At 44.9% G+C, this 23,040-nt stretch carries 21 protein-coding genes; 14 read left to right on the forward strand and 7 right to left on the reverse strand.

Going from position 1 to position 23,040, the window contains the following annotated elements; all coding sequences use genetic code 11:
- The first annotated feature begins 33 nt into the window (after positions 1-33).
- The 8 genes from rluE to H0913_RS10990 all read left to right on the forward strand — a co-directional run bounded on the left by rluE (position 34) and on the right by H0913_RS10990 (position 7,951).
- A complete protein-coding gene (rluE, locus tag H0913_RS10955) occupies positions 34-684 on the forward strand; it encodes a 23S rRNA pseudouridine(2457) synthase RluE (RefSeq protein ID WP_181478756.1) in 651 nt (216 codons plus the stop codon).
- Positions 677-1,126, forward strand: coding sequence for an NUDIX hydrolase (locus tag H0913_RS10960; RefSeq protein WP_154603605.1), 450 nt, complete (start codon positions 677-679; stop codon positions 1,124-1,126). Before rluE ends, H0913_RS10960 begins: the two co-directional genes overlap by 8 nt.
- 83 nt (positions 1,127-1,209) lie before the next feature.
- Entirely contained in the window at positions 1,210-2,331 is a 1,122-nt protein-coding gene (gene mnmA / locus H0913_RS10965) for a tRNA 2-thiouridine(34) synthase MnmA (RefSeq protein ID WP_181477242.1), read from the forward strand.
- 2 nt (positions 2,332-2,333) lie between these two features.
- The gene (gene hflD / locus H0913_RS10970) at positions 2,334-2,960 is read left to right on the forward strand and encodes a high frequency lysogenization protein HflD (RefSeq protein ID WP_181477243.1); all 627 of its coding nucleotides are present in this window, start codon (positions 2,334-2,336) and stop codon (positions 2,958-2,960) included.
- Positions 2,961-2,977: 17 nt separating this feature from the next.
- Entirely contained in the window at positions 2,978-4,348 is a 1,371-nt protein-coding gene (gene purB, locus H0913_RS10975) for an adenylosuccinate lyase (protein WP_154603603.1), read from the forward strand.
- Between the two features lie 189 nt (positions 4,349-4,537).
- On the forward strand, positions 4,538-5,212 hold the full coding sequence (phoP, locus tag H0913_RS10980; RefSeq protein ID WP_154603602.1) for a two-component system response regulator PhoP: 675 nt from the start codon (positions 4,538-4,540) through the stop codon (positions 5,210-5,212).
- Position 5,213: 1 nt separating this feature from the next.
- Positions 5,214-6,671 (forward strand): two-component system sensor histidine kinase PhoQ, encoded by a 1,458-nt coding sequence (gene phoQ, locus H0913_RS10985; RefSeq protein WP_269749693.1) that lies wholly within the window; start codon positions 5,214-5,216, stop codon positions 6,669-6,671.
- A 155-nt stretch (positions 6,672-6,826) separates the two neighbouring features.
- Positions 6,827-7,951 (forward strand): cupin domain-containing protein, encoded by a 1,125-nt coding sequence (locus tag H0913_RS10990; RefSeq protein ID WP_154603600.1) that lies wholly within the window; start codon positions 6,827-6,829, stop codon positions 7,949-7,951.
- Between the two features lie 105 nt (positions 7,952-8,056).
- Here the strand turns inward: H0913_RS10990 and pepT are convergent, their stop codons facing one another.
- Positions 8,057-9,301, reverse strand: coding sequence for a peptidase T (gene pepT, locus H0913_RS10995; protein ID WP_154603599.1), 1,245 nt, complete (start codon positions 9,299-9,301; stop codon positions 8,057-8,059).
- Positions 9,302-9,531: 230 nt separating this feature from the next.
- On the opposite strand from pepT, the gene H0913_RS11000 reads away from it, so the two are divergent.
- Positions 9,532-10,242 (forward strand): SDR family oxidoreductase, encoded by a 711-nt coding sequence (locus H0913_RS11000; protein ID WP_181477244.1) that lies wholly within the window; start codon positions 9,532-9,534, stop codon positions 10,240-10,242.
- Positions 10,243-10,282: 40 nt separating this feature from the next.
- Here the strand turns inward: H0913_RS11000 and cobB are convergent, their stop codons facing one another.
- Positions 10,283-11,107, reverse strand: a complete 825-nt coding sequence (gene cobB, locus H0913_RS11005) for a Sir2 family NAD+-dependent deacetylase (protein WP_181478760.1) — start codon at positions 11,105-11,107, stop codon at positions 10,283-10,285.
- Between the two features lie 289 nt (positions 11,108-11,396).
- Here cobB and H0913_RS11010 point away from each other — a divergent pair, with 289 nt between their 5' ends.
- Entirely contained in the window at positions 11,397-11,894 is a 498-nt protein-coding gene (locus tag H0913_RS11010; protein WP_154603597.1) for a TIGR00645 family protein, read from the forward strand.
- Positions 11,895-11,965: 71 nt separating this feature from the next.
- Here H0913_RS11010 and H0913_RS11015 read toward each other — a convergent pair whose 3' ends face one another.
- The gene (locus H0913_RS11015; protein WP_181477245.1) at positions 11,966-12,943 is read right to left on the reverse strand and encodes an alpha/beta fold hydrolase; all 978 of its coding nucleotides are present in this window, start codon (positions 12,941-12,943) and stop codon (positions 11,966-11,968) included.
- A gap of 209 nt (positions 12,944-13,152) precedes the next feature.
- On the opposite strand from H0913_RS11015, the gene H0913_RS11020 reads away from it, so the two are divergent.
- The 3 genes from H0913_RS11020 (at position 13,153) to H0913_RS11030 (ending at position 15,720) form a co-directional block, all read left to right on the forward strand.
- Positions 13,153-13,761 (forward strand): TetR/AcrR family transcriptional regulator, encoded by a 609-nt coding sequence (locus H0913_RS11020; protein WP_181477246.1) that lies wholly within the window; start codon positions 13,153-13,155, stop codon positions 13,759-13,761.
- Between the two features lie 31 nt (positions 13,762-13,792).
- The gene (locus H0913_RS11025; RefSeq protein ID WP_181477247.1) at positions 13,793-14,974 is read left to right on the forward strand and encodes an SGNH/GDSL hydrolase family protein; all 1,182 of its coding nucleotides are present in this window, start codon (positions 13,793-13,795) and stop codon (positions 14,972-14,974) included.
- A gap of 194 nt (positions 14,975-15,168) precedes the next feature.
- Entirely contained in the window at positions 15,169-15,720 is a 552-nt protein-coding gene (locus tag H0913_RS11030) for a class IV adenylate cyclase (protein WP_181477248.1), read from the forward strand.
- 54 nt (positions 15,721-15,774) lie between these two features.
- On the opposite strand, the gene lolE is transcribed toward H0913_RS11030, so the two are convergent.
- From lolE to lolC, 3 genes are read right to left on the reverse strand one after another with little or no spacing between them, the layout of a single operon-like run.
- Positions 15,775-17,022, reverse strand: a complete 1,248-nt coding sequence (gene lolE, locus H0913_RS11035; RefSeq protein ID WP_154603592.1) for a lipoprotein-releasing ABC transporter permease subunit LolE — start codon at positions 17,020-17,022, stop codon at positions 15,775-15,777.
- Complete coding sequence (lolD, locus tag H0913_RS11040; protein WP_181477249.1) at positions 17,022-17,723, reverse strand: lipoprotein-releasing ABC transporter ATP-binding protein LolD; 702 nt, start codon at positions 17,721-17,723, stop codon at positions 17,022-17,024. Before lolD ends, lolE begins: the two co-directional genes overlap by 1 nt.
- Positions 17,716-18,918 (reverse strand): lipoprotein-releasing ABC transporter permease subunit LolC, encoded by a 1,203-nt coding sequence (lolC, locus tag H0913_RS11045; RefSeq protein WP_154603591.1) that lies wholly within the window; start codon positions 18,916-18,918, stop codon positions 17,716-17,718. The genes lolD and lolC overlap by 8 nt, the downstream gene beginning before the upstream one ends.
- Before the next feature lie 227 nt (positions 18,919-19,145).
- Between lolC and mfd the strand changes: the two genes are divergently transcribed.
- Complete coding sequence (mfd, locus tag H0913_RS11050) at positions 19,146-22,592, forward strand: transcription-repair coupling factor (protein ID WP_154639322.1); 3,447 nt, start codon at positions 19,146-19,148, stop codon at positions 22,590-22,592.
- A gap of 80 nt (positions 22,593-22,672) precedes the next feature.
- On the opposite strand, the gene H0913_RS11055 is transcribed toward mfd, so the two are convergent.
- The gene (locus H0913_RS11055) at positions 22,673-23,035 is read right to left on the reverse strand and encodes a tetratricopeptide repeat protein (RefSeq protein WP_181477250.1); all 363 of its coding nucleotides are present in this window, start codon (positions 23,033-23,035) and stop codon (positions 22,673-22,675) included.
- Positions 23,036-23,040: the final 5 nt, after the last annotated feature.

Genomic DNA, 23,040 nt, shown 5'->3' on the forward strand with positions numbered 1-23,040 from the left:
GCGCATTACATAAATGACTTTCAATAAATAATGATGAACGCACCTAACCGTAACCGCACCAAGCACACATCCTCACCGTCAAAGCCACGCCGTTCATTGGCAACGAATTCATCTTCTCGCGTGGCACGCCCAACCCAGCCACGTAAAGTGATTATTTTCAATAAGCCATTTGATGTACTACCGCAATTTACAGATGAGCAAGGACGGGAAACGTTAAAAAACTATATTCCCATCTCTGATGTTTATGCCGCGGGACGTTTAGATAGAGATAGTGAAGGTCTGTTAGTCCTCACCAATGATGGCAAATTACAAGCTCAGCTTACCCAGCCGCAGAAAAAAACAGGAAAAATCTACTATGCTCAAGTAGAAGGCATTCCCGATGAAAGCGCGCTCGCAAAATTTCGTCAAGGATTAACCCTAAATGACGGACCCACCCTACCCGCAGGCATCGAATTAGTCAGTGAGCCAGAATGGTTATGGGCGCGAGTTCCACCGATCCGTGAGCGGAAGAACATTCCTACTTCTTGGTTGAAGATCACGCTTTATGAAGGAAGAAATCGACAAGTTCGTCGGATGACTGCCAATATTGGTTTTCCCACATTGCGATTAATACGCTACGCCATGGGGAATTTTACGCTCGATAACTTATCTTCCGGCGAATGGAAGGAGGTCACTGTTGTTTAAACCCAATGTTACCGTTGCCACCATTGTCCATGCCCAAGGGCGTTTTTTAGTGGTCGAAGAGTGGATTAATAACAAACCCACATGGAATCAACCCGCAGGACACCTTGAAGCCGATGAAACATTAGTACAAGCTGCCGTTCGTGAACTGTATGAAGAGACAGGCATTATTGGTAAGCCTCAGACATTAATTAAAATTCATCAATGGATAGCCCCCGATAAAACCCAATTTATTCGTGTCTTATTCGCCCTTGAACTGGATGCTCCATGTGAAACTCATCCTCACGATGATGATATCAGTGCTTGTCATTGGGTTAGCGCAGAAGAAATTCTGACTAGCCAATGCCTTCGATCCCCTTTAGTTGCCCAAAGTATCCGCTGCTACCAAGAAGGTACTCGCTATCCTTTAAGCGTTTTAGCCGCCTTCGGTGATCATTACGAGTAACATTATTCTCCTAACGCTGGTGCAACAAGGGGGCAACGTGCTAAAGTATGGGGCTTGATTTTTCCGCATTGAGACTATTTCCCATGTCAAATAACAGTACCAAATCAGATAACAGCCAAATTAAGGTCATCGTCGGTATGTCCGGTGGTGTTGATTCATCCGTTTCCGCTTACCTGCTCAAGCAGCAAGGGTATCAGGTGGTCGGTCTGTTTATGAAGAACTGGGAAGAAGACGATAACGAAGAATACTGCACCGCAGCGACTGACCTTGCAGATGCGCAAGCGGTATGCGACAAACTCGGTATCGAGCTACGCACTATCAACTTTGCCGCTGAATATTGGGACAATGTATTCGAACACTTTTTAGAAGAATACAAAGCGGGTCGCACCCCAAACCCGGATATTCTGTGTAACAAAGAGATCAAATTTAAAGCCTTCTTAGAGTTTGCCGCCGAAGATCTGGGCGCAGACTATATCGCAACGGGTCACTATGTTCGTCGCCGTGATGTTGACGGCAAAAGCCAGCTATTACGCGGCTTAGATAACAACAAAGACCAAAGCTACTTCCTGTATACCCTCAGCCATGAACAAGTGGCAAAAAGCTTATTCCCTGTGGGTGAATTAGAAAAACCAGAAGTACGCCGCATCGCCGAAGAAATCGGCCTAGTGACCGCGGAGAAAAAAGACTCTACCGGAATCTGCTTTATCGGTGAGCGTAAATTCCGTGACTTCCTTGGTCGCTACCTCCCTGCTCAACCGGGTCCAATCGTTACCGTTGACGGTGAAACCATTGGCCAGCACGAAGGCTTGATGTACCACACATTAGGTCAACGTAAAGGGTTAGGCATTGGCGGCACCAAAGACGGTTCTGAAGAACCATGGTATGTGGTGGATAAAGACGTTGAAAACAATCAATTGATTGTGGCGCAAGGCCATGAACATCCACGTTTAATGTCTACTGGCTTAATTGCTCAGCAATTAGATTGGGTCGATAGACAAACGCTAACGGAGCCATTGCGCTGCGTGGTGAAAACCCGTTACCGTCAAGCGGATATCCCTTGTACAATCACCCCATTGAGTGCCGAGAAAATCCAAGTCACTTTCGATTATCCGGTTGCGGCTGTTACTCCGGGACAATCTGCGGTATTTTATATCGACGAAGTCTGCCTCGGTGGCGGCGTTATTGAAGCCCGTATTCAGGAGTAAATGTGGCTAAAAACTATTACGATATCACGCTAGCTTTAGCGGGTATCTGCCAAGCAAGTCTGATGGTACAAAAGCTCGCTCATGAAGGTACCTTTAATGAGCAAGATGGTAAAACCATGGTCGATAGCCTGACCAACATGAATCCATCCACCACGCTGGATGTGTTCGGTAATGACGAAGCGAATTTAAAAACCGGTTTAACTGCCCTGCTGGGTATGTTAACCGGGGGTAATAGCGGGATCTCTGCGGAAATGACCCGCTATATGCTTAGCATCATGGCATTAGAGCGCCGCTTAAGCAAAGATGACAATGCCATGAACCAACTCGGTCAACGAATTGAGCAATTCGAGCGTCAAGCCAGCTATTTCGAACCGATGTCTGAAGGTGTTTTTAACGCACTCGCCGGAATTTATGTGGATGTAGTCAGTCCCGCAGGCCCCCGTATTCAAGTGACTGGCTCCCCTGATATTCTGAAAAATACCGTTGTTCAAGCCAAAGTTAGAGCCACATTGCTCGCAGGTATTCGCTGCGCAGTTCTCTGGCAGCAAGTTGGTGGAAGTCGCCTCCAACTGATGTTTTCTCGAAGCCGTCTGTCTAATCAGGCGAAACAAATTTTGTCTCACCTATAAATCTGGAGTTGCTACCAATGGAATTATCCTCACTGACCGCTGTATCCCCGATTGACGGCCGTTACGGTGATAAAGTCAGCGCTTTACGCACTATTTTTAGTGAGTTTGGCTTACTGAAATTTCGTGTGCAAGTTGAAGTTCGCTGGCTGCAAAAACTGGCTGCAACCGCTCAAATCAAAGAAGTTCCTTCATTTGATGCCAACGCAATCGCTTACTTAGATGAAATCGTCGCGAACTTCTGCGAAAAAGATGCAATGCGTATCAAAGAAATTGAGCGCACAACTAACCACGACGTTAAAGCAGTAGAATATTTCCTGAAAGAAAAAGTGGCGCATATCCCTGCTCTACATGCGGTCTCTGAGTTTATTCACTTTGCTTGCACCTCTGAAGACATCAACAACCTGTCCCATGCATTGATGCTGAAAACTGCTCGTGAAGAAGTTTTACTACCACAATGGCGTCAAATCATTGATAAAGTTAAAGCGATGGCGCACGAATACCGTACTTTACCTTTACTGTCACGTACTCATGGGCAACCAGCAACACCATCCACTATTGGTAAAGAATTTGCTAACGTTGCGTACCGTTTAGAGCGCCAATTCCGCCAGTTAGAACAAGTGGAAATCTTAGGTAAAATCAATGGTGCCGTTGGTAACTATAACGCCCACATTGCCGCTTATCCAGAAGTTAACTGGCACGAATTCAGTGAAACATTCGTGACCTCATTGGGCATTCAATGGAACCCGTTCACCACGCAAATCGAACCACACGACTATATCGCAGAACTGTTTGATTGCGTTGCACGTTTTAACACGATCGTGCTGGACTTTGACCGTGATATCTGGGGCTATGTTGCTTTAAATCACTTTAAGCAAAAAACCATTGCCGGTGAAATTGGTTCATCCACCATGCCACACAAAGTTAACCCTATCGACTTCGAAAACTCAGAAGGTAACTTAGGTTTAGCAAACGCTGTATTAGGTCATTTAGCAAGCAAATTGCCAGTTTCTCGCTGGCAGCGTGACCTGACTGACTCAACCGTTCTGCGCAACTTAGGTGTCGGTTTAGGCTATGCCCTGATTGCTTACCAGTCCACAATGAAAGGCTTGAACAAGTTAGAAGTTAACGAACAGCACTTACTGGATGAATTAGATCAAAACTGGGAAGTCCTAGCTGAGCCAATCCAGACCGTAATGCGTCGTTATGGCATCGAAAAACCATATGAAAAACTGAAAGAATTGACTCGTGGTAAACGCGTTACCGCAGAAGGCATGAAACAGTTTATCGATGGTTTAGAGCTTCCAGAAAGCGAAAAAGAACGTCTGAAAGCGATGACGCCAGCTAACTATATTGGCTATGCAGTTAATTTTATTGATGAAATCAAGTAATCAATAGTTGTTAAAATAGGCGGCATTCGTGTCGCCTGTTTTTTTCCTTTCCAAAAAATCTCAGATTCGACTATTTTTCCGATCTGTTTGACTTATATTTAGTTAAGATCTTGTTCCCTATCCCATCTCTTTCTACCATACTCACTATAATATTATCATTTGCATGCTTTCTTTATGTGAGGTTCTCAGATGCGCATTCTTATCGTCGAAGATAACGCCCTACTTCGTCACCATTTAACGGTTCAACTCAAAGAATTAGGTCATCAAGTGGATTCTGCTGAAGATGCAAAAGAAGCGGACTATTTTCTGAATGAAAGCCATCCCGATATTGCAGTCGTGGATTTAGGTCTTCCTGATGAAGACGGGCTTTCCATGATCAAGCGCTGGCGCAGCAACCATGTCAGCATTCCGCTTCTCGTCTTAACCGCACGAGAAAGTTGGCAAGAGAAGGTTCAAGCGCTCAATAGTGGCGCAGATGACTATGTCACTAAGCCTTTTCAATTAGAAGAGCTGGTCGCGCGTATGCAAGCGTTGATGCGCCGCAACAGCGGGTTAGCCTCCCAAGTGCTTGAACTTGAAAATTTTGTTATCGACCTTTCCCGCAAAGAATTTACGGTTAACGGCGAGTCGGTCAAACTCACCGCATTTGAATACACGATTATTGAAACCTTGCTGCGTAATAATGGAAAAGTGGTCAGTAAAGACTCCCTTATGCGCCAGCTCTATCCAGACGCAGAATTACGCGAAAGCCACACCATCGATGTGCTTATGGGGCGTTTACGTAAAAAAATCCAACAGTTCCATTCCCAAGAAGTGATTGTGACTGTTCGCGGTCAAGGCTACCGTTTCGATGTGAACAGCTAATATGAAACTGAGTAAATTTAGGTTCAAGCCCCTCTCTTTACAGGCGCGTTTTATTTGTGCAACGTCAGCCGTCATCCTTGCGCTAACCCTCGCCTATGGGATTGTGGCTGTTGTGGGTTATTTAGTCAGTTTTGACCGAACCACCTACACCTTACTACGTAGCCAAAGTAACCTAATTTACAGCCTTGCTCAGTGGCAAGATAATAAAATTGATATTCGCGTTCCCCCAAACTTTACGTTGAACAACCCCTCGTTGATCATTATTTATGATAAGAATGGGCAAACCGTCTGGCGCCAACGTGAAGTCCCTAGCGTCGAGCGTCTTATTCAACTCGACTGGTTAAAAAAGAATGGGTTATACGAAATTGATACTGATTTCGATGAAACGCGTCAATTGATGAACAATAACCCAGACTACAGCCATCGACTCAATGATATTGATAATGTCGATGAGCCATTAACGCACTCCGTTTCAGTTAACCAGTATTTAGAAACTGAAACCATGCCAGCACTGACGATTGTTGTTGTCGATACATTACCTCAAGACTTACAAAGCACTGGCGTTGTCTGGGACTGGTTTGGTTACGTGTTACTCGCTAACTTTATACTGGTGATCCCACTGTTATGGCTCGCAGCCTATTGGAGTGTGCGCCCCATTAAGTCACTGATTTCGCAAATTAGTAGCCTTGAAAAAGGCGAACGAGAAACGCTGGATGAAAACCCGCCAGCAGAGCTGCGAGGCCTAGTGCGAAATTTGAATATTTTGCTGAGCAACGAACGCAAGCGCTATAGCAAATACCGCACTACATTGTCCGATTTAACTCACAGCCTAAAAACGCCTTTGGCGGTCTTACAGTCCACATTGCGGCTCCTACGTTCCGGTAAGCAAATGACCATCGAACATGCAGAGCCTATCATGTTGGAACAGATAGGACGTATTTCTCAGCAAGTTGGCTACTATTTGCATCGCGCCTCGAACCAAGGGGATGAAAACCTGATGCTACGGGAAATTGCATCGGTGCCGTCTATCTTAGATAGCCTCTCTAGCGCACTGCATAAAGTGTATCTCAACAAAGGTGTCTCCATCACCGTCGATATCTCCCCTGAAATCACATGGCTAGGCCAGCCTAATGATTTTATGGAAGTGATGGGCAATGTTATGGAAAACGCTTGTAAATATTGCCTTGAGTTTGTGGAAGTCACCGCGCTTGTTGATCATGATAGCCTAACCATTTTTGTGGATGACGATGGTCCTGGCGTTCCCGAAAGTAAACGCAGCATGATATTTATGCGTGGGCAACGCGCTGATACCTTGCGACCGGGACAAGGTTTAGGGCTATCAATTGCGGTGGATATCATCGACCAATATGATGGCGAAATCACTATTTCGGATAGTCCACTTGGTGGTGCTCGCGTCGCCGTCACCTTTAGGCAGCAAGCGGTGATTGAAGATGCTTAGGCCTTGAATTGAGATAGCTAGGCATAAACGAAGATAATTCGTTCATCCGCATATGAAGATGGCTAATCTGTGAACTGACGCCCTCTAAGCCCTGTTTTACAATCCATTTCCGGTATACTATTTAGGAAGTTTTGTCATAACTAGGGAACAATAAGATGGATTATAAACTGAATCTTGACTGGCAGAGTTTTCTGGACAGTCATTGGCAGAAACGACCTCTGCTTATCAAACAGGGTTTTACGCGTTTTATTGATCCTATCTCGCCTGATGAACTCGCGGGATTAGCGATGGAAGATGAGGTTGATAGCCGTTTAGTCAGTCATCAAAACGGCCTCTGGCAAGTTGCCCACGGCCCATTCGAGAGCTACGATCATTTAGGTGAAGAAAACTGGTCAATCTTGGTTCAAGCGGTTGACCACTGGCACCACCCAAGTGCCCAACTGATGAAACCTTTCCGTGTCCTTTCTGATTGGCGTATGGACGATTTAATGATCTCCTACTCCGTTCCGGGTGGCGGTGTAGGCCCTCATCTCGACCAATATGATGTATTCATTATTCAAGGCGAAGGTCGTCGCCACTGGCGTGTTGGGGAAAAAATCCCAATGAAACAACACAGCCCACATCCTGACCTACTGCAAGTACAGCCTTTTGACGCCATTATCGATGAAGAGATGGAACCCGGCGATATCCTGTATATCCCGCCTGGATTCCCACACGAAGGTTATGCCATTGAGCCATCACTGAATTATTCTGTCGGTTTCCGTGCACCCAATGCCCGTGAATTAATGAGCAGCTTTGCTGATCATTTAATCTCCAATGAGTTAGGTAGCTACCGTTACAGCGACCCTGATCTTTCTTTCCGTGATAATCCGGCTGAAATTTTGCAAGGCGAACAAATTAAGTTGCGCGAAATGATGGAATCACTGATTCATGATCCTGAGCTATTCCGTAAATGGTTAGGTGAATTCATTTCTCAATCACGTCACGAGCTGGATTTGGCACCGCCAGAGCCGCCTTATGAACAAGATGAGATTTATAATTTATTGAAAGACCAGCAAGAAACCCTATATAAACTCAATGGGTTGCGCGCTCTTCGTGTTGGTGACCAATTCTTTGTTAATGGTGAGTCTTTAGAGACTAAATGCTATGAAGCCGCAGATAGCCTGTGCCGTTTCGACTCCGTCAACCATGCAAATCTTGGTGACGCGTTAGACGATGTCAATTTTATCGCCTTAATGACAGCATTGATTAATAGTGGATATTGGTATTTTGACGACTAATTATTCCTATAATTAACCGCCAAAAAACAGCAAAATGCCCCGAATGTCATCACCTCACATCGGGGCATTTTTATCACTAATTTTTATATTAAGAACGTATCAAAACTATTTATCAGTATTACGTTTTGCATGGATAGCCGTTAATTCCGCAATTCGCATAATCACGCTCACCGCCTGCTCCATGCCTTCTTGAGTAATAAACTCATGTTTACTATGGAAGTTATAGCCACCAGTGAAAATATTCGGGCATGGTAAGCCTCGGTATGATAACTGCGCACCATCCGTTCCTCCACGGATGGGCTTGATAACAGGTTCAATATCGCAATCCAGCATCGCTTGTTTAGCTAATTCAACAACATGCGGATATTTCATCACTTCTTTATGCATATTGTAGTAGCTATCATCCAATGTCAGTTCGATATAGCAGCTTGGGTGCAGCCCTTCACCTACTTTTTCCGCGATGCGAATAATATTTTTCTTTCTCGCTTCAAAATTGGCTAAGTCAAAATCACGGATAATGTAGTTCATTTCCGCTTTTTCCACGTTCCCCTTAATGGATGTTAGGTGATAAAAACCTTCATAACCTTCCGTATTTTCAGGGGTTTCATCCGGCGGTAACATGGAGTGAATTCGCGTTGCTAAACCTAGCGCATTAACCATCACGCCTTTGGCACTACCGGGATGGGTATTGTTCCCCACAATTTTGATGGAGACGTTGGCCGCGTTAAAGTTTTCGAATTCGAGTTCACCAACGCCACCACCATCAACGGTATACGCCCAGCGAGCATCAAATTCTTTAAAATCGATATGTTGTGCACCACGACCGATTTCTTCATCTGGCGTAAAGGCAATACAGATTTTTCCGTGTGGAACATTTTGCCCTTCTAAACGCACAATCGCGGTAATAATTTCTGCGATACCCGCTTTATCATCCGCCCCTAATAAAGTTTTGCCATCGGTCATAATCAGCGTTTTGCCAATCATTTCGTGCAATACAGGGAACATAACGGGGGATAAAACTTCATCACCAATACCCAGAGCAATATCGCCACCACGATAATTCTCAAGCACTTGCGGGCACACATTTTTGCCCGAATAATCTGGGGCGGTATCCAAATGCGAAATGAAACCTATCGCAGGCACATCCCAATCAACATTGGATGGCATGATAGCCGTTAAACAGCCGTGTTCCGACAGCGTCACTTTTTCAAAGCCAAGGATATTTAATTCTTTGGCTAACGCGCGGGCAAATTTTAGCTGGCCTGTGCTACTAGGTACTGTTTTTGCATTCAGTTTTGATTGTGTATCAAACGCAGTGTATTCAAAAAACCGCTCCAAGAGTTTGTCCATACTTCCTCCCCCTAAATATCAATGGGGATATTATGGGAAAGATCACAGAAACAATTATTGTTTCAAATCAGATTTGCAGCTAAAGAGTGAGGAAGATAACTAATTAATTTAATTTATTGTTCATTTTGGGCTGCACTTTTGGATAACGCAACGCGTTAAGTACTATGTTATATAATGACTATCTTATATAACTAAATGCGCTATAGCATGATTTCTAAGGTGGGAATACGATGGCAAAAACATTTTTAATTTACGGTGTCAGTAAAGGGTTAGGTAAAGCATTAGTTGAAGGCGTGCCTGACCAAACTGATACTGTGTACGGTGTTTCTCGCACTGAACCACCTTTCGGTGATGCGCAATTTCACTGGATACCCGCTGATCTTAGTGACACTCAATCAGCCTCAATCATCAAAAAGCAGCTAGGCGAAAAACCCATTGATACCCTCATTTATAATGTCGGCATTTGGGAAAAGCTCGCCTTTACTGAAGAGTATGATTTTGAGTCCACCAGCGATATTGAATTACTCACCATGATCCAGACCAATATCAGCGCCTGCCTGTTGAATTTGAAAGCACTTCTTAGCAACTTGCGTTTAGGTACCAATAGTAAAATTATTTTAATTGGCTCTACGTGGGGGCTGGATAATCATAATGGCAAAGAAGTCACCTTTAGCGCAACCAAATATGCCTTACGCGGGATTGTACAATCACTGAGAGAAACCTTGCGCCAAGATAATATTGGTATTTCTATTTTGAACTTAGGTTATCTCGCCACCGAATATCCGTTATCCATGCCCGTTGATGAAGTGATTGCAAAAAGTGAAGGTGCCTTAATTCCGCTTCAAGATGTGGTCAATGCCGTGCGCTTTATTCTTAGCACCAGCAGCGCCACCTGTGTAAAAGAAATAACCATGCCTGCTATGTTAGATGAGAATGTTTGATATCTACCATAAAAAAGGGAGCCAAAGCTCCCTTTTATTTTTATTCTTCGCTGTTTAACTTTGCCAGCAAATCATCCACATATTCACTAACCACTTTACTCGCCAACCCATAATGGCGCTCTTCAAATTCGCTTTCCACTTGGCTTGGTTCTAAATTCAGTTGTACCGTATGAGCACCTTGTAAACGCGCCTCATGTACAAACCCTGCCGCAGGATAAACATGCCCCGATGTTCCGATGGAAATAAACAGCGTGGCTTCCCCAAGTGCTTGGTAGATCCTGTCCATTTCAAACGGCATTTCACCAAACCACACAATATGCGGGCGTAATGGCTGTGGGAACTGGCAGCAATGGCAACGCTCTTCTACGGATAAATCCCCTTTCCATTCGAGGACTTGGTTTGACCAATTACAACGCACTTTTAATAATTCACCGTGCATATGCACCACGCGCTTGCTACCTGCACGTTCATGTAAATTATCAATATTTTGCGTCACTAGCAGAAATCTATCCCCGAGCACTTGTTCTAATCTTGCTAATGCGTAGTGCGCTGCATTAGGTTGAATATTCTCTTGTTGCAGCTGTCGACGCCGTTCATTGTAAAAGCGCTGAACTAATTGCGGATCACGGGCAAAGCCTTCAGGCGTTGCCACATCTTCCACACGATGCTCTTCCCATAAACCATCTGCTGAACGGAAGGTTTGAATCCCTGATTCTGCAGAAATACCCGCACCGGTTAATACAACCACGTTAATGTTTTGCATACTGAGCAGTCTATTATCAATGTAGTAAGAACGATTACGAAGTCGCTGACGGCGTTTACATTTATTTTTACTTATTTTTTTCAATCTACGGCGAAATCGCAACATCGGAAATTTCCTTTCATCCTTGCAGTGAATTTGTCGGTGTAAAAAGTGAAAGTATAAACAGGGTAAATTATGTTATTTATACATAATTTGGATAGTAACATACTAAAACCCTTCACCTCCTGCAAAGTAAAACAAATATCTCAATAACCTCGATTTAATAACTTTTTTATCATCAAAAAGACATTTTTTTCACTTTCAGATGACAAAAAACTTTATCCCCATCACACCTAACGGCTAAAATAGTCGCCATCTCACTATTTTGATTTCTCTTATTTGAAGGATTTGCATGGAAAAGTTTTTTGAAAGAATGATGTACGCTTCACGTTGGATCCTGGCGCCCATTTATTTGGGGCTATCACTGACATTGCTGGCGTTAACCATCAAATTTTTCCAAGAAGTATTTCATATTCTGCCCGATATTTTTAACATTCCAGAATCTGATTTGATCCTCACATTGCTGTCGCTCATTGATATGGCGTTGGTGGGTGGATTACTGGTGATGGTAATGTTCTCAGGTTACGAAAACTTCGTCTCCCAATTAAATTTGTCTGATCATCATGAAAAGCTGAATTGGATTGGAACCATGGATGCAACGTCACTGAAAAATAAAGTGGCAGCCTCCATTGTCGCCATTTCATCCATCCACTTATTGAAGATTTTCATGAACCTCAAAAACGTCGAAAACGATAAGTTGATGTGGTATGTGATCCTTCATTTAACCTTCGTGCTATCAGCGTTTGTAATGGGTTATTTGGATAAAATGACCAAGAAAGCCAAGTATTAATCTCTCTCAATACACGCGATTCGGCATAAAACAAGGGAAGCTTACCGTAGCTTCCCTTTTTGTTTCCAAAATTATTTTTTCAAAAACGGTAAAATATAGCTCATTAACTGCTCAGGACACTCTTCTGTCACAAAGTGGCCACACTCACCAAGCATCGCTCCTTGTAATTGGGTTGCTCGCCCTTGTAATGTCAATTGCGGCGCATCCCGGGTTGCCTGATCCGCCCCTATCGCCAATACCGGCATAGTGAGTTTTTTTTGCGCTCGCAGTTTATTTTGCTCAATCGTCTGTGGAATAGCGCGATAATAGGCAAAACCTGCCCTCAGCCCACCCGGTGAAGCATACGCATCAATATACGTCTGTGCGGCAACGCGATCACGACGATATGCCCAATGATCAAAAATAAAGTTAAGATACTCACGCTCTTTACCTGCTGTCAGCGTTTCCGGTAAATCTCGCACTTGGTTAAACATAAAATGCCAGAGGAAAATATTCTCCTCAGGATCCACAAAAATACTCGGTGCTGGCGCTAACCCTGGAATAACCGCTTCGGTTAAGGCTATCTTTTTCACGTCTGCGGGATAATCACTGGCCAGTGCATACCCCACCCACATGCCAATATCATGCCCTATCACTGAATAGTGAGTATGACCTAGTTGCTTCATCATTTCGTGTAATGTAGTTGCGGCAGCGCCCGTATCATAGCCATTGTCTGGCTTATCAGAATACCCTGTTCCCAGTGGATCGACAGCAATAGCGGTATAACCATTAGCAGCGAGCTCCGTCATCACATAGCGCCATGTATACCACGTTTGTGGCCAGCCGGGGATCAATAAGACCGGCTCCCCTTCCCCTGCGGTAACATAGTGAAGGCGCTGCCCGTTCACTTTCACATAGTGATGTTGAAAGCTGGCTTCATTCGCCTCAATGGTAGGAAGCGCAGCACTTTTGGCTGTTTGAGTTAGATTTCCTGCTGCTAACGTAGCTGTTGATTGCAAAGAGAGCGTCATCAGAGAAACGAGCAACACCTTTTTAAATACCGAATTCATATTTGTTCCATACACTTTTATGTGAGTAAAAAAGCCACTCATTCACGAGTCGCATTAATTATTTGTCGATCAACAATAAATAGGTTAAAGGTTTTTTTAATTCTTTGTCAATCGATAAACAATAATTATTTGTCATTCGACAAAGAAGTGATAGTATGAACGCATTCTCATTCAGCGCATCATTATCATGTTTTAGGGGGATCATAGTTATGGCGGGAAGACCGAGAGAGTTCGACCGAGACGCAGCATTGAATAAAGCTAAGCTTGTCTTTTGGCAGCGCGGTTATGAAGGCACGTCGATGTCAGATTTAGTTTCTGCTCTGGGCATCGCTTCTGCTCGCATTTATGCGGCGTTTGGCTCGAAAGAAAACCTATTTCGCGAAGCTATCGCCCTGTATCTAAGCCAAGAAGGCGCTTTTGCAGATACCGCGTTACAAGAACCAAATACACGTCTAGCGATAACGCAGTTATTAACCCAAGCTGTCGAAACTTACACCCAACAAACGCATCCACAGGGGTGCATGATTGTTTTATCATTGACCAACTATGCCAGTGAAAATGAAAACATTATGTCTTGGCTGGCGAGTTACCGGAAAGCCCGTACCATCGCCATCATACAACGTTTAAATGAGGGCGTAACTCAAGGGGATTTACCCAAGGAAACGAATACCCAAGCACTTGGCGATTATATATCAACACTATTTCACGGCATTTCGATTCAAGCTCGCGACGGGGTGAGTAAAGCGCAGTTGCTCGCGATGGTTAACGTTGCTATGACCGGGTTTGATTCTTTTATAACAGCATCAACTACCCACTGATTATCCGCTTCAATTTTAGGAAAAAATCGCTATGTCCTCATTCGGTTCATCTCGCAGTCATGCATGGGTTTGCACATGGCTTTCAACATCTCAACCCACCACCGGTGAGGCATTTCCGTTTCCATTGGAGATCCCAAACTTATTGAATAACCAAACCCTACAGCAAACACTGCGCATCACATTAGGCGGACAACAATTACGCCTTGTGTTTTCGAATCGTTATGGCTCTCAACCCTTAGTGCTGGGTGAAAATGCCATTGTTGTAAACTCACCATCTGGAAAATCATGGAGTGCGCCTGTTCTGTTTAATGGGCAATCTGGTGTTTCTATCCCCGCAGGACAAGTGGTGTACAGTGATGAAATCATCCATCCTATTGACGATTTGTCTGAAGTCACCCTACGAACCTATCTACCGGCCCCTACGCTTGTAGAGACCTTTCATTGGGATGCGCGACATTATTCTCAATTAACATCGGGTAACGGCGTTCATTCCAAAACGACGAAAGAAAGCCTGCCAATTAGTTCGCGTTTATTATTAGAGGCTGTTGAAATCCAGAATCAGGCGCCAAGCCAAGCGATTGTTGTCATTGGCGATTCCATGGTGGATGGCAATGGTGTCGAAATGGGAACTTATCACCGTTGGGTGGATTTTCTTGCTGAGCGTACCGTTTCTCAACACACTGCGGTGATCAATGCGGGGCAATCAGGCTCCCGTTTACTCAAAGATGGAATTGGCATCAGTACATTATCTCGCTTTATTCGGGATGTTATTGAGCAAGCTGGCGTAACCACTTGCGTTGTACAAGTGGGTCTCAATGATATAGGGCTTGCTCAAACTGCCCTAGCGCCTGCGGATATGACGCCTTCCGCTAGCCAGTTGATTGAAGGTTATCGTCAGTTACTTGATATAGCGCATCAGCATAATATTCGCGTCGTCGGCGTCACTCTTGTTCCGTTACGTTGTATAGACGAATATGGATTAGATAACTTCTATACCCCCGAAAAAGAAGCTATTCGCCAAGAAGTGAATGAATGGATACGTACTAGCGGTGAATTTGACGCATTAATTGACACTGAGCAACTTGTGCGCGACTCACAAAATCCTCAGCAATTAGCATTAATCTATGATTCCGGTGATCATCTCCACCTTAACCACGCAGGACATCTGTTGGTTGCGAATTCGATTTCCCTTGATACTGTTATTGGAGTTTAAAACAGTCATTAGCATTGAAAACCTTATCATTGAAAACCTTATCATTGAAAACCATAGGTACGAGAATAGCTTTTCGTACCTAATTATTCCGCTATTCTTTGATACGGCTTAACATTATCTTCAGCCACGCCATCATTCCCTATGTTACTATCCACCTACCTAATCCATCATTTAAAACAGCCTTGGATAACAGAATGAGTGACCATTTTGTCGGGAAATTTGAAGCCGAAATTAAGTTCAAACTACCCAATTCTGACACTTTTCTTAAGCAGCTTATCAATGATAACGCTGAAGCATTTACCGTAAATAATCATGAAGTTGATGACTTTTTTGATTATCAAGATGGGCACTTAGCCGCACAAAATATCAGTATGTCCGTGCGGGAGATGACGCCGTCTGGGATCAAACTCTGGATAGTCAAAGGACCAAGCAGCTCCGAGTGTAAAGCGATTGATATTGCAGACTGCCAACATGTCAAAAATATGCTGAGCACTTTGGGATATCAATGTTACCTAACGATTGCGAAACAGCGCAGCATCTATTTCCTGGGTGATATTCATATCACCATTGATTACTTAGAAGGTATTGGTTGGTTTGCTGAATTTGCGATTATGACGGACGATGAGAGTGAGCTAGACAACTTATATACAAAGTTACTGTCTACAGCGCAACATTATGGTTTTACTGAAGCACTAATTGAAACCCGCAGCTACAAGCAGATGTACCTAGAGAGTTTGATGAAATAGCCTTAGATAACATGATGAAATAAGGCGCGACTGTTGCCACTCGCGCCTTGTTGATTACTGACCGCTTAGAATACGGGCTGGGTCTAACTTACTTGCGCGTCTTGCTGGATACCAGCTGGCTAATAAGCTCAGAACAACCGTGGTGAACAGCACGTAAATCACATCCATCACATGCAGTTCGGAAGGCAGGAAGTCAATAAAGTAGACATCCCCTGATAAGATAGGATGACCGATAATCACTTCAAGTCCCTTAATCATCGTGGTTAAATTCAGGGAGATTAATACCCCCAGCACCACGCCGATAAGTGAACCAACCAGCCCCCCGATTAAGCCATACCACAGGAAGATAGCGCGAATTTGCCTGTCTTTTGCCCCTAATGTCCGCAGAACCGCAATATCGCTACTTTTATCTTTGACGGCCATCACGAGCGTGGAGACGATATTAAAACAAGCGACCCCGATGACTAAAATCATCGCCAAGTACATGACACTGCGAACCACCTGAATGTCGTTGTACATATAGCCGTAATCACCTATCCAGCTTTTCACCACCACATGATGCATGGTTTTCAGCCCAGCGTCATACACCACTTTATCGGCTTCGAAAGGATCTTTCGCTTTAATTTCAAAACCGCTAATGCCGTTTCCATAACCGAGATATTCCTGTGCATCCGCCAGCGGAACTAAGGCGAGCTGATGGTCGAGTAACCCACTTAAGCGGAAAATCCCCGTTACTTGGACACGAATACGCTTAGGCTGCTGAATTTTCATGCTGTCATCGGTATTCGGGATCATAATAGTCACCCAATCCCCGACTTTCACATTCAGTGAATTCGCTACCCCTTGACCTAAAATGATCGACTGTTTACCCGCTTCAAAATGTTGCCACGCATCATTTAAGATAAACTCTGGCAATGCACTGACTTGGGATTCGGTCTCGTGAGACACCCCCATAATCTGGATGGCTTTCAGGTTCGCGCCGCGCTCAAGTAGCCCCGTGAAATTCACATAGGGGCTGACCCCTTGAACACCCGGCGTTTTGCGGATCACATTTTGGGCGAATTCCCAATCTTGATAAGGGGCTTCAACAGCGTAAATTTGCCCGTGAGGCACCACCGAAAGCACGCGGTTATTCAGTTCTCGCTCAAAGCCATTCATGGCGCTTAAGCCGATAATTAATACCGCAACACCTAAAACAATCCCGAGGGTCGAGACAATCGATACCAAAGACACCATGCCTGTCCTACGGCGTCCTCGGCTAAATCGCAATGCCGCTAATAGCGTCAGAGGCATTTTAATCATTACATTGCCCCCAACGTAATTTCCTGTTGCAGATGACCATCACGCATTTCTAAACGGCGGGATAAACGGCTCGCCAGTTTCATATCATGGGTGACCACTAAAAATGCGGTTTTTTGCTTACGGTTTAACTCACCCAATAATTCAAAAATCGCATCCGCATTACGCAAATCGAGGTTACCTGTTGGCTCATCCGCCAGCACTAACGCTGGGTCATTCACCAATGCACGGGCAATCGCAACACGTTGACGCTCACCACCGGATAATTCAGATGGACGATGATTGGCTCGGTGCTCTAACCCTACCGCTTTTAACATTTCGGTGGCTTTCGCAAATGCCGTTGCTTTCGCCACACCGCCAATTAACAGTGGCATAGCCACATTTTCTAATGCCGTAAAATCAGGCAATAAATGGTGGAATTGATAAATAAAGCCAAGGTCTTTATTCCGAATAGCCGCACGCTCATCAGAAGAAAGCTGGTTAATCTGCTGCCCACGGAAAATCACATTACCTTGAGATGGCGTATCTAACCCGCCAAGTAAATGCAATAAGGTACTTTTACCGGAACCGGAGCTACCCACGATAGCCATGGTTTCGCCTTCATTCATCGTGAAGCTGACATTCTTTAACACTTCTGTGGAGAGTGCGCCTTCTTGATAAATCTTGCTTAAATGTTCACAGACCAGAAGTGGTTGGTTATTCATATCGTAAAGCCTCAGCAGGTTGTACCGCTGCCGCACGCCAAGAAGGATAAAGCGTCGCCAGCAAAGAAATCAGCATCGCGCACAGCGCAATAATTAAAATACCCGGATAGTCGAGTACAATTGGGAGTGCCACTCCCCGTGGTAATAAGCCAATTAGCGGCATAATTACGTTCAGTTGGCTCGACAGCAGCGTGCCCAATACGGTACCAATCAATGTCCCGATAATGCCCGCGCCCGCACCTTGGATCATAAAGATAGTCAGGATTTTGCTACGCTTGAGCCCCAAGGTTTTCAAAATCGCCACTTCGCCTTGTTTTTCCATGACTAATAAGGATAACGAGGTAATGATGTTAAAGGCCGCTACCGCGATAATCAGGCTCAGTAGCAAGCCCATCATGTTTTTTTCCATTCTCACTGCTTGGAAAAATTCGCCTTTACGCTCACGCCAATCTGTCCAAACTAACCCTTCTGGCAGTGTCTGTTTACTCGCCACATCCACTTGCAGAGGTTCGTCCAGATATAAACGCCAGCCAGTAATATTTCCGGTTGGATAACGTAGCATTCGCGCTGCATCAGGCTGAGCAACAATCAATTCGCTCGTATCCGCTTCGCCATTGGTTTGAAAAATACCCGCAACCGTAAATAAACGCTGGCTAGGTATACGCCCCATTGGGGTTAATTGGCTCACCCCGGGGATAATCAAGCGCACTTGGTCACCGCGTTTTACGCCGAGGGTTTCTGCCAGTCGATTACCGAGAAAAACGTTGTATTCACCATCGACTAAATCACGGCGATCCCCGCTTATCAGCTTATCGAGCAACAAGGAGGACTCATCGGAACGAATTCCCCCCATCATGCCCACCCCCACGTTAGTTCGGCTTTGTAAAACCACTTCCGACTGAACAATCGGCTCGATTTTCTTAACGCCTTTGAGGTTTTTTAAGTCCGTGATGGGATGTTGATTGGGATCGATATTTCCGGTATTTGAGGTCAATATGGCCTGTGGCATATAAGCAAGTATGCTATCTTGTAACGAACGTTCAAAACCGTTCATCACAGACGTCACGGTAATCAATGCCGCAACACCAAGGGTTATGCCTATCGCCGACAAGCTGGACACAAAACGTCCAAATTTATCGACCGCGCGCCCACGCATATAGCGCAGACCTATAAAGAGTGAGACAGATTGATGCATGAAAACGTAATGTCCCTGTTGCCAAAGCGAAGTGTTCAGGGATAATAAAGGGTACGATTGATGAATGGAACCACCCAACCGCGCTTTTGTGGTTTTTTTTATTATAAATACTATTTGTTTAGATCACTTTCAGACTACTCAATGAGTTCTGTGGGTCGTTTAATTAATTTTTAATTGCCTAACTAATCATTAATTAACTAGTTAGCTATGAGAAGCTGAATATTTCTATGTCGTCAAATTATCGTTATGAACTGCCCAGTCGTGCTGGAGATGTCCGCCATTTAGGCTGCTTAATTGGTGCTGCAGGCCCCTTAGAATGCGCAGAAATGATTGAACGCCATCAAGGTCCTGTCGTGATTGTCACACGTGATATGCAAAACGCATTACGCGTTCGTGATGAACTTCAACAGTTTACCCAACATCCTATAGAGACACTGTCGGATTGGGAAACGTTACCCTACGATAATTTTTCGCCACATCAAGAAATCATCTCTCACCGTTTATCCACTCTATACCGATTGCCAACCCTGCAAAAAGGGGCGCTGATCCTCCCAGTTAATACCTTAATGCAGAAAGTGTGCCCTGCTGATTTTCTAACGGGACATGCCTTGGTGATGGCTAAAGGCGATAAACTCTCGCGCGATAGTCTACGAGACGAGCTGGATAAAGCTGGATACCGCCATGTTGAGCAAGTACTTGAACACGGTGAATATGCCATTCGCGGGGCATTACTTGACTTATTCCCAATGGGTAGCGACCTGCCATTTCGTATCGACTTTTTTGATGATGAAATTGACAGCTTACGTACCTTTGACGTTGATACCCAACGCACCTTAGAAGAAGTTAGTGCAATCAACTTATTGCCTGCTCACGAATTTCCGACCGATAAAGACGCTATCGAGCGTTTTCGAAGCCAGTGGCGCGAACGCTTTGAAGTTCGCCGTGATCCCGAACATATCTATCAGCAAGTGAGTAAAAATACCCTACCAAGTGGGATTGAGTATTGGCAGCCACTGTTTTTCGCTGAGCCATTGCCTTCTTTATTTGAATATTTACCCGCTAACACCCTATTTGTTTCGCAAAATCTGCAAGAACCTGCAGAACGATTCCAACAAGACGCTCAACAGCGTTATGAAAGCCGTGGCGTTGACCCAATGCGCCCATTACTTCCCCCTGCCGAGTTATGGTTAACCGTCGAACAACTGAATCAGAACTTAAAAAATTGGCCTCGGGTGCAGCTGTCTACGGAAAAGTTACCGAAGAAAGCCGCCAATACCAATTTAGACTATCAGCCACTTCCGGATATTAGCACTCAAGGGCAAAGTAAAAATCCACTGGAAAAACTGCGTCAGTTCACCGAACAGTTTGATGGCACGATTGTGTTCTCCGTGGAGAGTGAAGGACGCCGTGAAACGGTGAGTGAATTACTCGCACGCCTGAAAATCCGTCCTGAAATTATCAGCAACTATTTTAGTCAAACCCAAGACCGCTTTGCCATTACGATTGGGGCGGCTGAACATGGTTTTATTCAACCAGAAAGCCACCGCGCATTAATTTGCGAAAGCGATTTACTGGGTGAGCGAGTCGTACGCCGCCGCAGTGACCAACGCCGCACCATCAATACTGACACGCTCATTCGTAACCTTGCAGAGTTACGCCCGGGTCAACCCGTGGTTCATATTGAACATGGTGTCGGCCGCTATCAAGGCTTAATCACCTTAGAAGCAGGTGGTATTCCCGCGGAGTATTTGATCCTCACCTACGCAGGCGAAGATAAACTGTATGTCCCTGTCTCTTCATTACATTTAATTAGCCGTTATGCGGGTGGTGCCGATGAAAATGCGCCGCTGCATAAATTGGGTAGTGACAGTTGGGGACGCGCTCGCCAAAAAGCGGCGGAAAAAGTGCGGGATGTGGCCGCTGAACTTCTGGATATTTATGCTCAGCGAGCCGCGAAAGCAGGCTTCGCCTTCAAACATGATAAAGAGCAGTATCGGGAGTTTTGCCAAGGTTTCCCATTCGAAACCACCACTGATCAAGAAATGGCGATTAACGCAGTATTGAGTGATATGTGCCAGCCACTAGCAATGGATCGCTTAGTCTGTGGCGATGTGGGCTTTGGTAAAACTGAAGTCGCCATGCGCGCCGCATTTTTAGCGATCAACAATAATAAGCAAGTGGCTGTACTGGTTCCTACCACGCTATTAGCCCAGCAACATTATGATAATTTCCGCGACCGCTTTGCGAATTGGCCAGTACGTATCGAAATGCTATCGCGTTTTAAAACGGCCAAAGAGCAGCAGCAAATTATTGCTGAGGCCGCTGAAGGCAAAGTGGATATTTTGATTGGTACCCATAAATTGCTACAAAGCGATATTCAGTGGAAAGATCTGGGTTTGCTGGTGGTGGATGAAGAGCATCGTTTCGGGGTTCGTCATAAAGAGCGCATTAAAGCGATGCGCGCTGACGTGGATATTCTGACCTTAACGGCGACGCCAATTCCACGTACCCTGAATATGGCAATGAGTGGCATGCGAGATTTATCGATTATAGCGACCCCACCCGCTCGCCGCTTAGCTGTAAAAACCTTTGTTCGCCAATATGATGATTTAGTCGTGCGCGAAGCGATTCTGCGGGAAACGTTACGCGGCGGTCAGGTTTATTATCTTTATAATGATGTGGAAAATATCGAAAAAGCCAAAGCGCGCCTGGAAGCCTTAGTACCTGAAGCGCGATTTGTTGTCGGTCATGGGCAGATGCGTGAGCGCGAACTTGAGCGAGTCATGACAGATTTCCACCATCAACGGTTTAATGTCCTGATCTGCACTACGATTATTGAAACGGGTATCGATATCCCAACGGCGAACACCATCATTATTGAACGTGCTGACCACTTCGGTTTAGCACAATTGCATCAGCTACGCGGTCGTGTGGGGCGTTCCCATCACCAAGCCTATGCTTACCTTCTGACGCCGCATCCAAAAGCCATGACTACCGATGCACAAAAACGCCTCGAAGCCATTTCTTCCCTTGAAGATTTAGGGGCTGGCTTTGCACTGGCGACCCATGACCTTGAAATTCGTGGTGCTGGCGAACTATTAGGTGAAGACCAAAGTGGGCAGATGACCACCATCGGCTTCACCTTATATATGGAGCTACTCGAAAGTGCGGTCGATGCACTGAAAGAAGGACGCGAGCCATCCCTTGAAGATCTCACCAGCCAGCAAACTGAAGTGGAACTGCGCATGCCAGTACTGCTGCCTGATGAGTATATCCACGATGTGAATATCCGCCTGTCTTTCTATAAACGTATTGCCAGTGCTAAAGACCAGACCGAACTGGATGAGCTGCGTATCGAGCTGATTGACCGCTTTGGGACTTTACCTGATGCAGGTAAATTCTTGCTATCTACAGCAGGCATTCGTTTACAAGCACAAAAACTGGGCATGAAACGTATTGAAGCTCATGAAAAAGGCGGGTTTATTGAGTTCAATGAACGCAACAAAGTCGACCCGATGTTCTTAATCAGCTTACTGCAAAATCAGCCAAAAACGTTCCGCATGGAAGGCCCTGTCCGTTTGAAATTCTTCCACGATTTAGCCGACAGAGCGACGCGTTTAGACTTTATCAAGCAGCTAGTCGCTGATTTTGATGAGCATCAGCTAGCGTCATAAACCAGAAATTGACAACAAAAAAGCCATCGATTCATGATGTTTCGATGGCTTTCTTTTATGTGGTTTTAACCAATAAATGACTACTTTTTATTATCTATAGAATGACCTATTGCTTCTAAGTGCCCCAGTGCATTGCTATTGCCCTGCGCCGCAGATTTTTGGAACCATTCTAAGGATAGGTGAGAATCATCGGATAAATGCTCACTGGTTTCATACATCATTCCCATCATATATTGCGCTTGAGAATGCCCTTGGCTAGCGGCTTTCAGATACCACTCAATGGCTTTTTCCTCATTCTCTTCAACCCCTTCCCCCACATCATACAGAGTACCAATTTCGTACTGCGCATCGAGGTCGCCACTTTTGGCTTTCAACATGAGTTCATTAAACGAGGGAATATTGCGCGACGTGAAACCTAAAAATCCCAGTAATTTTTTAAGCATGGTTT

It is taken from the genome of Providencia rettgeri (assembly GCF_013702265.1).
GTDB classification, from domain to species: domain Bacteria; phylum Pseudomonadota; class Gammaproteobacteria; order Enterobacterales; family Enterobacteriaceae; genus Providencia; species Providencia zhijiangensis.

Bases quoted from the DNA above. Each gene is read 5' to 3' on its own strand.
- rluE (WP_181478756.1), top strand. From the start codon at position 34: ATGAACGCACCTAACCGTAACCGCACCAAGCACACATCCTCACCGTCA.
- mnmA (WP_181477242.1), top strand. From the start codon at position 1,210: ATGTCAAATAACAGTACCAAATCAGATAACAGCCAAATTAAGGTCATC.
- purB (WP_154603603.1), top strand. From the start codon at position 2,978: ATGGAATTATCCTCACTGACCGCTGTATCCCCGATTGACGGCCGTTAC.
- phoP (WP_154603602.1), top strand. From the start codon at position 4,538: ATGCGCATTCTTATCGTCGAAGATAACGCCCTACTTCGTCACCATTTA.
- phoQ (WP_269749693.1), top strand. From the start codon at position 5,214: ATGAAACTGAGTAAATTTAGGTTCAAGCCCCTCTCTTTACAGGCGCGT.
- H0913_RS10990 (WP_154603600.1), top strand. From the start codon at position 6,827: ATGGATTATAAACTGAATCTTGACTGGCAGAGTTTTCTGGACAGTCAT.
- pepT (WP_154603599.1), bottom strand. From the start codon at position 9,301: ATGGACAAACTCTTGGAGCGGTTTTTTGAATACACTGCGTTTGATACA.
- H0913_RS11000 (WP_181477244.1), top strand. From the start codon at position 9,532: ATGGCAAAAACATTTTTAATTTACGGTGTCAGTAAAGGGTTAGGTAAA.
- H0913_RS11010 (WP_154603597.1), top strand. From the start codon at position 11,397: ATGGAAAAGTTTTTTGAAAGAATGATGTACGCTTCACGTTGGATCCTG.
- H0913_RS11015 (WP_181477245.1), bottom strand. From the start codon at position 12,943: ATGAATTCGGTATTTAAAAAGGTGTTGCTCGTTTCTCTGATGACGCTC.
- H0913_RS11020 (WP_181477246.1), top strand. From the start codon at position 13,153: ATGGCGGGAAGACCGAGAGAGTTCGACCGAGACGCAGCATTGAATAAA.
- H0913_RS11025 (WP_181477247.1), top strand. From the start codon at position 13,793: ATGTCCTCATTCGGTTCATCTCGCAGTCATGCATGGGTTTGCACATGG.
- H0913_RS11030 (WP_181477248.1), top strand. From the start codon at position 15,169: ATGAGTGACCATTTTGTCGGGAAATTTGAAGCCGAAATTAAGTTCAAA.
- lolE (WP_154603592.1), bottom strand. From the start codon at position 17,022: ATGATTAAAATGCCTCTGACGCTATTAGCGGCATTGCGATTTAGCCGA.
- lolD (WP_181477249.1), bottom strand. From the start codon at position 17,723: ATGAATAACCAACCACTTCTGGTCTGTGAACATTTAAGCAAGATTTAT.
- lolC (WP_154603591.1), bottom strand. From the start codon at position 18,918: ATGCATCAATCTGTCTCACTCTTTATAGGTCTGCGCTATATGCGTGGG.
- mfd (WP_154639322.1), top strand. From the start codon at position 19,146: ATGTCGTCAAATTATCGTTATGAACTGCCCAGTCGTGCTGGAGATGTC.
- H0913_RS11055 (WP_181477250.1), bottom strand. From the start codon at position 23,035: ATGCTTAAAAAATTACTGGGATTTTTAGGTTTCACGTCGCGCAATATT.